Raw genomic sequence first — 11,505 nt, forward strand, 5'->3', positions numbered from 1 at the left:
TTAAAATCAGTTGCTTGTCTGCGCAATCCGGATATGCACGGGACAAAAGGAAAGGTCCCGGCAAGCTTGTTGCCGGGACCTTTTTTCGTCTGCCTTATTGTAACAATCCTCAGGTCGCCTGCCGCCGCAGGAAGGCCGGGATATCAAGATGGTCGTCACCCTGTGGCGCCGGCGCAACAGGCGCCGGACGGCCGTGCATGTCCAGCCCCTGCGGCGCGGGACGGCGGGCGTACTCAGATACCGGCTCGGTCGACGCGATCTGCTGCGCCACGGTCTTCTGCTGGCGGCGCTCGGGCAGCGGCGGCATCGCGGGACCGGCGGTGCGGGCCGCGACCGGCGGCTCGCTTTCCTCGTCGCGACGGCCGAGGCCGACATTGGCGAGGCGCTGCAGCAGCGACAGGCGGGTCTTCTGCGGGGTCTCCTCCTCGACCTCGCCACGGGCCTGGCGAATCTCGGCCTGGGCCGGCATCGGCAGCTCATCGAGGCGCGGCATCCGCGGCGCACGGGCCGGCGCACGCTCGGCTTGCGGCGGAATGAAGTTTTCCGGCGTCATCGGCTCCTGCATCGCGACCGGGGCCATGTCGGGCTCCGGAAACAGCGTCGGCTTCTGCGCAATCGGGCGCACGGTGACGTCGCCATAGGTCTGCATCGGCGCGGGCGCCTGCGGGACCTCCGCAACGGCGGCGGCGATGGCGGCGAGCGCGGCGCGCTCGACATTCGGACGGGGCGCCATCGGCGCGGCAGCGACCGGGGCTGCGGCCGGAATCTGGCCTTCTAGCTTCTGGGCGCGCTCAGCCATACGCTGATTGTCGGCGCGGAGCCGCGCGGTCAGGTCGGCAAGACGGCTCTCGGCGGCGACGGCCGGAGCTGCGGGAGCTTGCTGCGCCTGCGGCGCCGCATTCGCAACCGGAGCGGAGGTCGCCTGGCTGTTGCGGGCGATCGCGGCCTGCTCGATGCCGGTGGCAACGACGGAGACGCGGATCAGACCGTCGAGGGCTTCGTCGAAGGTGGCGCCGACGATGATGTTGGCGTCCTGGTCGACTTCCTCGCGGATACGGGTCGCGGCTTCGTCGACCTCGAACAGGGTGAGATCCTTGCCGCCGGTGATGGAGATGAGGAGGCCCTTGGCGCCCTTCATCGAGCTGTCGTCGATCAGCGGGTTGGCGATCGCGGCTTCGGCGGCGGTCAGCGCGCGCTTGTCGCCGGAGGCTTCGCCGGTGCCCATCATCGCCTTGCCCATCTCACGCATGACGGCGCGGACGTCGGCGAAGTCGAGGTTGATCAGTCCTTCCTTGACCATCAGGTCGGTGATGCAGGCAACGCCCGAGTACAGCACCTGGTCGGCCATCGCGAAGGCGTCGGCGAAGGTGGTCTTCTCGTTGGCGACCCGGAACAGGTTCTGGTTCGGGATGATCAGCAGCGTATCCACGACCTTGTGAAGCTCGTTGATGCCGGCTTCGGCCGTGCGCATGCGGCGGCCGCCCTCGAAGTGGAAGGGCTTTGTCACGACGCCGACGGTGAGGATGCCCATGTCGCGCGCGGTCTTGGCGATCACGGGAGCTGCACCGGTTCCGGTGCCACCGCCCATGCCCGCGGTGACGAACACCATGTTGGCGCCCGAGAGATGGTCGCGCAGCTCGTCGATCACTTCTTCCGCCGCCGCCGCGCCGACGTTCGGCTGCGAGCCGGCGCCGAGGCCTTGCGTGACCGCCGTGCCCATCTGCACGATGCGCTGCGCCTTCGACATCGTCAGCGCTTGCGCATCGGTGTTGGCGACGACGAAGTCGACGCCCTGAAGGCCCGCCGTGATCATGTTGTTGACGGCGTTGCCACCGGCGCCGCCGACGCCGAACACGGTGATCCGGGGCTTCAACTCGTGAATATCAGGAACGTTGATGCTGATGGTCATGTTTGCCTCTCGATCACGTGCGCGTGGGTTCGCCCCGGCCGGCGGCCGCGGGAGTTGGTGAAAGTCGGGAATTGCGGAAATGAATCATCAGAAGCCCTCGCGTAGCCATCGTCCGACCTTTCCGAAATAACCGCCGGTCCCTGTCTTGACCTGCTGCCGCGTATGCCGCGGTTCGACATGTTCGTGGTGAACATATTGCGGGTAGACGAGAAGTCCGGCCGGCACCGCGAACGCGGCGTTCTTCGCCTCGTTGGGCAGCCGGCCGAAGCCGAGCGGACGTCCGACCCGCACGGGCCGGCCGAGAATCTGGGTGCCGAGTTCGACGAGGCCGGTCAGCTGCGAGGCGCCGCCCGAGAGCACGACCCGGCCGTTGGGCTCTGAGGCGAAGGGCGAATCCTTCAGCTTGTCCCGAACCATTTCGAAGACTTCCTCGGCACGGTGCTTGACGATGTTGGCGATGGTGGCGCGGGAGACGATCTGCGGCAGATCCTGCTCGTCACCGGCTGTCGGCACAGACATCAGCTCACGCGAGTCCGATCCGCCGGTGATGACGGTCCCGTATAACGTCTTGATTCGCTCGGCATCGGCAATGGTCGCGGAGAGTCCGCGCGCCAGATCCATCGTGATGTGTTGCCCGCCGACCGCAAAACCCGCCGCATGAACGAAACGGCCGCCGGAATAGACCGCGATCGTGGTGGTGCCGGCGCCCATCTCGACGACGGCAGCTCCCAGATCGGCCTCGTCGTCGGTCAGCACCGACAATCCGGCGACATAGGGGCTCGCCGCCATGGCTTCGACATTGATGTGGCAGCGTTCCACCGCCAGCATCAGGTTCCGCGCCACGGTGGCGTCGCAAGTAACGACGTTCATGTCGACGCCGAATTGATGCGCGACCATGCCACGGGCGTCGCGGATACCCTTGACGCCGTCGAGTGTGTAGCCGACCGGCAGCGCGTGCAGCACGGTGCGGCCTTCGCCGGTGGCGTGACGCATGCCGGTCGAGGTGACGCGGCTGACATCGGCCTGCGTCACGGCGCCACCACGGATATCTGCGGCGGCTTCGACCAGCTGGCCGGAAAGCCGGCCGCCGGAGACCGAGAGCAGCACGGACTCGACCCGCACCTTGGCCATTTTCTCCGCGAGCGCGACGGCCTGGCGCACGGCCTGCTCGCATTCGGTGAGGTCGATCACCGCGCCGCCCTTCATGCCGCGCGACTGGATCTGGCTGTATCCGATCAGTTCCACCGCATGGGTGCGGCCGCGCAGCGCCTCGCTCGGCGCCGACGGCTTCAGCCGCGCAATCATGCAGGCGATCTTGCTGGTGCCGATGTCGAGACAGGCGACGAGGCCGCCGCGCTTGTGCGGCATCGGGCGCGTCTTCGGCGTCTGGGTGCGATCAAGACCGGTCATGCGGCGTCCCCGGCCTTCTTTTTCTTCTTGTCCTTGAACAGCTCCTCGCGCGCCTTGGCGGCGTCCTCGGACAGCTGCACCACCAGACGATCAGGCAGGCGCATGTCGACGGCGACGATGTCGCGCGAGAACAGCCGGTCCTCCTTGTCGAGCTTGGACAGCATCGCCAGCGCGTTGCCGACGTCCTGCTCGGGCAGACGGATGTCGAGACCGTCCTTGAGCCTCAGGTTCCAGCGCCGCTCGCCGACGAAGATCGCGGCCTTGGTGATCGAATTGACCTGCGGATAGCGCGCCAGCAGCGCGAGGAAATCGCGGGCCTGACTCTCGGCGCCCTTGCCGACCACGAGCGGCAGCGACAGGAAGCGCCGAGAAACGTAGGGTTCGAGCACGGCGCCGTCATCGGCGATGACCGAGAGCCGGCCCGCCTCCTGCCACAGCGCGAATGCCTTGCGCTCGGTGAGCTCGATCATCAGCTGGCCCGGATAAAGCTTCAGCACGGTCGCATCGGCGATCCACGGATTGGCCTTGAGCTTGTCGCGCACCGCGTCAGCATCGAGGAACAGCAGCGAGGAACGGCCGCTGACGCCGCCAATGGCCAGGATCTCGTCTTGGGTGAGGTGCTTGCGGCCGTTGATCACGACGGAGGTGATGCGGAAGCCGGCGGAATTGGCCAGCGCGTTGCGGGCATCGCTGACCGCGGTGATGAAATCCTGGAGATGGCCGCCCTTGACGATGCCGAAACCGCAGCTTCCGATCAGCAGCAGCACGGTCATGCTGATCCCGACCCGGCGCGGCAGATAGCGCTCGATCAGCGCGACCACGCGCGGCGGCGGCTCACGCTCGACGATGGCCTTGGCCTTGATCTTGGCGGCAGCACGCGCGGCGTGAAGTCTTTCCTGGCGCTTGTCCTGCAGCCACTCGCGCAGAAGCACGACCGCTCCGACAGCGGCCGCCTTCAGGTCAGCTTGGGGCCTCAGCGATCTGAAAAGCGACCGGGTGAGGCTTCCTGCTCCATCCATTGCACGAGCTCGTCAACAGTTTGCCCGCGACATCGCGCGGATCCTGGCGAACATGACGTCTTCGACGTGCCGGGCCGGGTGCTGGTCTTCAGCAGAAGAAGCCTCTCCCCTTCAAAGCGTTCGCTGGAGGTGACGTCACCCCCGAGAGCTCACGCGCCGGCAGCCAAAGCGCCATATGCGCCGCCAGCGTTAACCTTCGGACGTCCTGGTAAACAAAAGGTAAAGTTCGTTAACGTCCGGCGCATTTTGCCCCGCGATGTGAGGCATTTATGCCGCGATGTCCGGCATTTTACCGGTTTTGGACCCCAAACCGGCCCGTTTCGCCGATTCGGCCGTTAACCAGTCCTAATTATTTCCGCACGCGCTGCCCGGCGAGCTCCACCAGACCGCGCAGGAAGTCGACGAACTCGATGCCTTCGGCTTTCAGCGCCTTGGGGTAGAGCGAGGACTTGGTCAGCCCGGGCAGCGTGTTGGTCTCGAGATAGATGAGGCCCCTGTCCGAGACGATGAAGTCCGAGCGGGAATAGCCGGTGCAGGACATCGCGCGGTGCGCCAGCATCGCCTGCGCCTTCAGCGCGGCGGTGATCTCGGGCGCGAAACGACCGGGGCAGATCTCCTGGGTCGACTTCAGGAGATATTTTGCAGCGTAATCGAAATTGCCCTCGCCCGGAATGATCTCGATCGGCGGCAGCGACATGATCGAACCATCGGTGCGCTCCAGCACGCCGCAGGTCGCCTCGACGCCGGCGATGTAGGGCTCGATGACGTACTCCTCGTGCTTGGCCGCGTTGCGGACGGCGACAAGGTCCTGCTTGGCGTTGACGAAGATCAGGCCGTAGCTCGATCCGTCGCGCGCCGGCTTTGCGATCAGCCTGCCGTATTCGGCGAAGGCCTCGTCGATCTCGTCGAGCGCTACGTTTGCCGGCGGTGTGACGCCGCCGAGCGCGGCGAAATGCTTGGCCGCGATCTTGTCGAAGGCCAGATGCGAGGAGGCCGAGCCGGAGCCGGTGAAGGGCACGCCGCGCGCCTCGCACATCACCTGCAATTCGCCGTTCTCGGCGCGCCCGCCATGCAGGCCGAGCACCAGCACCCGATCCTCGGCCTTGGCCTGATCGAGCGCCCGTGCCAGTGGGATGCCTGATGTGCCGGGCTTGAACTCGTCCTCGAAGGGGCGCTCATGTTCGAGCAACTGCTTCGACTGGACGGTGTGCACCTTGTCTTCGACGTCCCACCACCACAGATCGGCCTCGGGCAATGCCTGATGCAGGGCCTGGGCCGAGGCGACCGAAACCAGACGCTCGCGGTTGGAGCCGCCGAAGAGGATGGTGATGCGCATGTTCATAGTCCGCAATCTCTCCAGTTCGTCATTCCGGGGCGCGCAAAGCGCGAACCCGGAATCTCGAGGTTCTCAGGTGCGCAATTGCGCACCATAGTTCGGCGCTTCGCACCGCCCCGGAACGACAATTATGTGGAAACCCCGATCCGCTTGATTTCCCAGTGTAGCTCAATTCCGGAATTTGCCTTCACGCGTTCGCGCACGGTCTCGCCCAGCGTCTCGATGTCGTGCGCCGTGGCATCGCCCGTGTTGATCAGGAAATTGCAGTGCATCTCCGAGACCTGCGCGCCGCCGACGCGCAAACCGCGGCAGCCGGCGGCGTCGACCAGCTTCCAGGCGGAATGGCCCGGCGGATTCTTGAAGGTGGAGCCGCCGGTCTTTTCGCGGATCGGCTGCGCGGTCTCGCGATGGGACTGCACCTCCGCCATGCGCGCGCGGATCGCGTCAGCATTCCCGATCTCGCCGCGGAAGCGCGCGGAGGTGAAGATGATGGAGGGATCGAGGCCGCTGTTGCGGTAGACGAATTTCATCTCGGCTTTGGAGAAGACGTGCTTGGTGCCGTCGCGACTGACGCCGCGCGCCTCGATCAGTACGTCCTTGGTCTCGCCGCCATTGGCACCCGCATTCATGCGCAGCGCACCGCCGATGGTGCCGGGAATGCCGAAGTAGAATTCGAGCCCGCCGACATTGGCGGATGCAGCCACTTCTGCCACGCGCTTGTCGAGCGTGGCAGCACCGGCAGTGACGATATCGCCGCTGGCGCTGGCCTCGCCGAAGGCGCGCGGCGCCAGGCGGATCACGACGCCCGCAATGCCGCCGTCGCGCACGATCAGATTGGAGCCGACACCGACGACGTAGACGGGAACGTCGGGAGAAAGATGCGCGAGGAAGTAAGCGAGATCGTCCTCATCCGCCGGCGTGAACAGCACCTGCGCGGGACCGCCGACGCGAAACCAGGTGAGCTCGGCCAGCGACTGGTTGACGAGCAGCCGGCCGCGCAGCTCCGGCATCGCGGCTTTGAGCGAAGGGGTGATGTCGGGGAAAGTCATGCAGCGTCCTCAAGTAAGGGACGCACATTCTCGCTGTTCCCTCCCCCCTTGTGGGGGAGGGTCAGGGAGGGGGGTAGCCCCAAGCGAGATCGGAGTGTGTGGCGACCCCTCTCCCCCGCCCTCCCCCACAAGGGGGGAGGGAGCGCAGTGTGCCGTGCTGCGAGCGATTCACTCCGCATCAGCATTTATCCCAGCGCCTTCAGTTGGTCCGGCAGCGCATATGCCCATTGCGTGATGTTACCGGCGCCAAGGCACACGACGAGATCGCCGGACTTCGCCAATCCCTTGACGATGCCCGCGAGCTCCGGCGCCGCCGGCAAGGGGATCACCTCGCGGTGGCCGTGGGCGCGCAGGCCCGTGACGAAATGGTCGCGATCGATGCCTTCGATCGGCGCTTCGCCGGCGGCATAGACGTCGGCGACAACGACCGCATCGGCATCGTTGAAGCAGGTGCAGAATTCCTCGAACAGCGATTGCAGGCGGGTGTAGCGATGCGGCTGCACCACGGCGATGATCTTGCCATTGGTGGATTCCCGCGCCGCCTTCAGCACCGCCGCGATCTCGACGGGATGGTGGCCGTAATCGTCGATCACGGTGACGCCGTTCCATTCGCCGGTCTTGGTGAAGCGGCGCTTGACGCCGCCGAAGCCGGCGATCGCCTTGCGGATCGCTTCGTCGGAGACGCCGAGCTCGCGCGCGACAGCAATGGCCGCCGTCGCATTGGAGGCATTGTGGCGTCCCGGCATCGGCAGCATCAAATCGGAAATCTCGTGCACGGCCCCGGTCTTGCGGTCCCGGAACGCAACCTTGAACTTCGATCCGCCGCCCATCGGGGTCAGATCGACGAGCCGCGCATCCGCTTGCGGATTTTCACCGTAGGTGATGATGCGGCGGTCCTCGATCTTGCCGACGAGGCTCTGCACCACGGGATGATCGATGCACATCACGGCAAAGCCGTAGAACGGCAGGTTCTCAACGAAATGACGGAAGGCGTCCTGCACGGCCTCGAAGGTCTTGAAGTGATCGAGATGCTCGGGGTCGACATTGGTGACGATCGCAACATCCGTCGGCAGCTTCAGGAACGTGCCGTCGCTCTCGTCGGCTTCCACCACCATCCAGTCGCCCGCGCCTAGGCGCGCGTTGGAGCCATAGGCATTGATGATGCCGCCGTTGATCACGGTGGGATCGAGCTCGCCGGCATCGAGCAGCGTCGCGACCATCGTGGTCGTCGTGGTCTTGCCATGGGTGCCGGCGATCGCGACGCAGCTCTTCAACCGCATCAGCTCGGCGAGCATCTCGGCGCGGCGCACCACGGGAATGCGCCGTTCGCGCGCCGCCATCAGTTCCGGATTGTCGCGCTTGATCGCGGTGGACACGACCACGACCTCGGCACCGTCGACATTCTCGGCCTTGTGGCCGACCGAGACTTTTGCGCCCTTCTTGCGAAGGCGGTCGAGATTGTAATTGTCGGAGGCGTCCGAGCCCTGCACGGCATAGCCGAGATTGACCAGCACCTCGGCGATGCCGCTCATGCCGATCCCGCCGATCCCGACGAAGTGGATGGGTCCGATCTCGCGCGGCAGTCTCATGGCTTATCCCGTGGTTCCATCGTCATGGCCGGGCATAAGCGCAAAGCGCGTCTTTGCGCAAGGCTTGCCGGCCATCCACGAATCCCAAGCTACTTCATGCAAGACGTGGATGGCCGGGACAAGCCCGGCCATGACGGCAAAAATACGAAAATCGGTCCGCTTAGGCTCAGATTCCCGCGACTTTGACCACCAGATCGGCCAGTCGCTCGGCGGCGTCGAGCCGGCCGGCGCCGCGGGCGGCCTCGGCCATGGCGGCGAGGCGCGCGGGCTCGGCGGCGAAGGCGGAGATTTCGGACGCCAACCGGTCGGAGGTGAACTCGGTCTGTGGGATGCGGATCGCGCCGTCGACCTTGACCAGCACGCCGGCGTTGGCGAACTGGTCCTGGTCGATCGAGCCGGGCAGCGGCACCAGGATCGAGGGCCGGCCAATCGCGGCGAGCTCGGCCACCGTGCCGGCGCCGGAGCGCGATACCACGAGATGATTTGAAGCGAGCCGCGCCGGTAAATCGGTGAAGAACGGCGCCAGCTCCACCTTGATCTTGAGCTTGTCGTAGACCGCGCGCACACGCGCCATGTCCTCGTCCCGCACCTGCTGGGTCAGGATGAGCCGGCCCCACAGCGCCGGCTCGAGCCGCTCGATCGCACCGGGCACGATATCGGCCATGATGCGCGCGCCCTGGCTGCCGCCGACGACGAGCAGCCGCAGCGGGCCGTTCACCTCGGGCGCGGCGTAAGGCACGGCAGCCGCGGCGAGCACCGCCGGGCGCATCGGCGTGCCGACCGTCGTGGTCTTGCCGGAGAGTGCCGGATCGCGATCGAGCACGCCGGGCAACGACGTCGCGATGGCGCGCACGCGGCTCGACAGGAACCGGTTGGCGCGGCCGAGCACCGCGTTGGCGTCGTGGATGATGCCGGGTACGCCGGCGAATTTCGCAGCGACCAGCGGCGGCAGCGTCGGATAGCCGCCGAAGCCCACGACGGCGACCGGCTTCAAGCGCTTGATCAGGGCGTAGGCCGACAGCGTGCCGGCAGCGAGCGTGAGGCCGGCATAGGCGAGCTGGAGCGGATTGCGGCCCCGCGCGGTCTCGCTCGCGACAACGTCGATCATGTCCTTGGTGAACAGCCCGCTGTAACGCAGCGCGCGCTCGTCCGTGACGAGACGAACGCGAAAGCCGCGCCGGATCAATTCGACGCCGAGTGCCTCGGCCGGAAACAGATGGCCGCCGGTGCCGCCCGCGGCGAGAAGAATCAGGGGGGAAGTGTCCATGGTGGAAGGTTTTACAGGGACTTTTTCGCCATTGCGAGCCGGCTACGCGGCGCTCGTGCCCCGGGCGCAGCGCAGCGCGTCGCTCTTGGCGACGTGGTGCGCCGCTGAACCGGGGCCCATTGGTTGCGGCATTCTGGGTCCCGGCTCTGCGCTTCGCTTGTCCGGGACACGAGAGCGGCTAAGCGTAACTCCGCATCGCGTCGGCGCGGCCGCTGGCTTCGACCTCGGTGCGTGGGCGCAGGCGCGTCAGCGCCAGCATCATGCCGACGCCATAGGCGAGCGACACGATCGAGGAGCCGCCATAGGAGATGAACGGCAACGTCATGCCCTTGGCTGGGATCAGTTGGAGGTTCACCGACATATTGATCGCCGCCTGCACGCCGAACAGGATGGCAAGGCCGGAAGCCGCGAAGCGCGAGAACATGTCCTCGTTCGCATAGGCGCGCGACAGCGTGCGGATGACGACGAAGGCGAACAGCGTCAGCATCGCCAGGCACAGGATGATGCCGAACTCTTCGGCCGCGACCGCGAACACGAAGTCGGTGTGACTGTCCGGCAGGCTGCGCTTGGCGATGCCCTCACCCGGCCCGAGCCCGAACCAGCCGCCGTTGTAGAAGGCTTCCATGGCGGTATCGACCTGGAAGGTGTCGCCCGAGGCCGGGTTCATGAAGCGCTTGATGCGTCCGGCCACGTGAGGAACAAAGAGATAGGCGCTGAACAGACCGGCCGCACCAAGACCCGCGAGGCCAAACACCCAGATCATGCGCATGCCCGCGATGAAGAACAGCGAGCCCCACACCATCAGGATCAGCATGGTCTGTCCGAAATCCGGCTCCATCACCAGCAGCGCGACCAGCATCATGAGGAGCACCAGCGCCATCGAGGTCGCCGGCATTTCCGGCCGCTTGGTCGATTCCGCGAACAGCCAGGCGGCAATCACGACAAACGACGGCTTTGCGATTTCGGAGGCCTGGATGTTGACGCCGAGCAGCGTGATCCAGCGCCGCGAGCCCTTCACCTCGGGGCCGATGGCGAGCGTGAGCACGATCAGGATGATGCTGGCCGCGAAGATGATCAGCGCCGAGCGGCGGATCGCGCGCGGCGACAGGAAGGACACCCCGAGCAGCACCAGGCAGGACGGGAGGAGGAACATCACGTGGCGGCTGAAGAAGTGGAAGGGATCGAGCCCGATGCGGGTCGCAACCGGCGGGCTCGCCGCCAACGACAGGATTACCCCGGTCAGCATCAGCGCCAGAATGGCGCCCATCAGCGGCTTGTCGACGGTCCACCACCACTCGGAAAAGGGGGTGCGTTCTTCACGGGAGAGCATGGGCGGCCGCTTTCGGACAGAGGTCGCTCCATTGGTCGCCGAGGTTGGTTACCGGGGGGTTAAGGAAGTGGATGAAGTTGTGCACAGTCTCGTGCCCCGGACGCAGCGCAGCGCACTTGCGGTGCGCTGCAGAGCCGGGGCCTAGCAGCTTCTGGGTCCCGGCTCGCGCTGCGCGCGTCCGGGACACGAGAGCCCTAGTCGTAACTGATCGTGATGTCCCCCGCGCGCTGATCGCGCTTATAGATCTGGGCTGTCCCGGGAATCCCAATCCTGACCGCCCGCTCGCTGCCCCAGGCAACAAGAACGTCCTGATGCTCGCGTACGCTAAGAAAGGTCGGCGTGCTCTCGGGCGAGAACGTCCGGCCGCGCGCGATGATGCTGGCTTGCGTGCTGTCGGGCACCGTCGCTCCGCACGACTTCCAGACCACGACGACCAACTGGCTGCCGTTCGGCGAGGCGAACGCGCGCTGGCGAACGACGCGGCATGCGCCGAATCCGGTCATGACATTGTCGACGATGACAACGAAGATAAAACCCGCGATGACTGGAACAGCAAGAACAGCGACGGCAATTCCAATCCAGCGTCGCCGCGACAT

Annotated in this window: 9 protein-coding genes; all 9 read right to left on the reverse strand. The window is 66.0% G+C overall.

Translation table 11 applies throughout. The features are described from left to right. Positions 1-109: 109 nt before the first annotated feature. Positions 110-1,909, reverse strand: a complete 1,800-nt coding sequence (ftsZ, locus tag GA0061098_RS23335; protein ID WP_091961685.1) for a cell division protein FtsZ — start codon at positions 1,907-1,909, stop codon at positions 110-112. A gap of 87 nt (positions 1,910-1,996) precedes the next feature. Then, on the reverse strand, positions 1,997-3,319 hold the full coding sequence (gene ftsA / locus GA0061098_RS23340; RefSeq protein ID WP_091961690.1) for a cell division protein FtsA: 1,323 nt from the start codon (positions 3,317-3,319) through the stop codon (positions 1,997-1,999). After that, complete coding sequence (locus tag GA0061098_RS23345; protein ID WP_091961695.1) at positions 3,316-4,338, reverse strand: cell division protein FtsQ/DivIB; 1,023 nt, start codon at positions 4,336-4,338, stop codon at positions 3,316-3,318. The genes ftsA and GA0061098_RS23345 overlap by 4 nt, the downstream gene beginning before the upstream one ends. Before the next feature lie 349 nt (positions 4,339-4,687). Next, positions 4,688-5,674, reverse strand: coding sequence for a D-alanine--D-alanine ligase family protein (locus GA0061098_RS23350; RefSeq protein ID WP_165637560.1), 987 nt, complete (start codon positions 5,672-5,674; stop codon positions 4,688-4,690). Positions 5,675-5,802: 128 nt separating this feature from the next. Further along, positions 5,803-6,723 (reverse strand): UDP-N-acetylmuramate dehydrogenase, encoded by a 921-nt coding sequence (murB, locus tag GA0061098_RS23355; protein ID WP_091961701.1) that lies wholly within the window; start codon positions 6,721-6,723, stop codon positions 5,803-5,805. A gap of 185 nt (positions 6,724-6,908) precedes the next feature. Next, positions 6,909-8,312: a UDP-N-acetylmuramate--L-alanine ligase gene (murC, locus tag GA0061098_RS23360; protein ID WP_091961706.1), complete on the reverse strand. Its 1,404-nt coding sequence runs from the start codon at positions 8,310-8,312 to the stop codon at positions 6,909-6,911. Positions 8,313-8,478: 166 nt separating this feature from the next. Beyond that, a complete protein-coding gene (gene murG, locus GA0061098_RS23365) occupies positions 8,479-9,579 on the reverse strand; it encodes an undecaprenyldiphospho-muramoylpentapeptide beta-N-acetylglucosaminyltransferase (protein WP_091961710.1) in 1,101 nt (366 codons plus the stop codon). A gap of 178 nt (positions 9,580-9,757) precedes the next feature. After that, positions 9,758-10,909, reverse strand: a complete 1,152-nt coding sequence (gene ftsW / locus GA0061098_RS23370; RefSeq protein WP_091961714.1) for a putative lipid II flippase FtsW — start codon at positions 10,907-10,909, stop codon at positions 9,758-9,760. A gap of 194 nt (positions 10,910-11,103) precedes the next feature. Beyond that, positions 11,104-11,505, reverse strand: a complete 402-nt coding sequence (locus tag GA0061098_RS23375) for a hypothetical protein (RefSeq protein WP_091961717.1) — start codon at positions 11,503-11,505, stop codon at positions 11,104-11,106.

Source organism: Bradyrhizobium shewense, assembly GCF_900094605.1.
GTDB lineage: Bacteria > Pseudomonadota > Alphaproteobacteria > Rhizobiales > Xanthobacteraceae > Bradyrhizobium > Bradyrhizobium shewense.

What these genes read in the sequence shown, in the direction of transcription:
- ftsZ (WP_091961685.1), bottom strand. Translation starts at nt 1,909, where the DNA reads ATGACCATCAGCATCAACGTTCCTGATATTCACGAGTTGAAGCCCCGG.
- ftsA (WP_091961690.1), bottom strand. Translation starts at nt 3,319, where the DNA reads ATGACCGGTCTTGATCGCACCCAGACGCCGAAGACGCGCCCGATGCCG.
- GA0061098_RS23345 (WP_091961695.1), bottom strand. Translation starts at nt 4,338, where the DNA reads ATGGATGGAGCAGGAAGCCTCACCCGGTCGCTTTTCAGATCGCTGAGG.
- GA0061098_RS23350 (WP_165637560.1), bottom strand. Translation starts at nt 5,674, where the DNA reads ATGCGCATCACCATCCTCTTCGGCGGCTCCAACCGCGAGCGTCTGGTT.
- murB (WP_091961701.1), bottom strand. Translation starts at nt 6,723, where the DNA reads ATGACTTTCCCCGACATCACCCCTTCGCTCAAAGCCGCGATGCCGGAG.
- murC (WP_091961706.1), bottom strand. Translation starts at nt 8,312, where the DNA reads ATGAGACTGCCGCGCGAGATCGGACCCATCCACTTCGTCGGGATCGGC.
- murG (WP_091961710.1), bottom strand. Translation starts at nt 9,579, where the DNA reads ATGGACACTTCCCCCCTGATTCTTCTCGCCGCGGGCGGCACCGGCGGC.
- ftsW (WP_091961714.1), bottom strand. Translation starts at nt 10,909, where the DNA reads ATGCTCTCCCGTGAAGAACGCACCCCCTTTTCCGAGTGGTGGTGGACC.
- GA0061098_RS23375 (WP_091961717.1), bottom strand. Translation starts at nt 11,505, where the DNA reads ATGTCGCGGCGACGCTGGATTGGAATTGCCGTCGCTGTTCTTGCTGTT.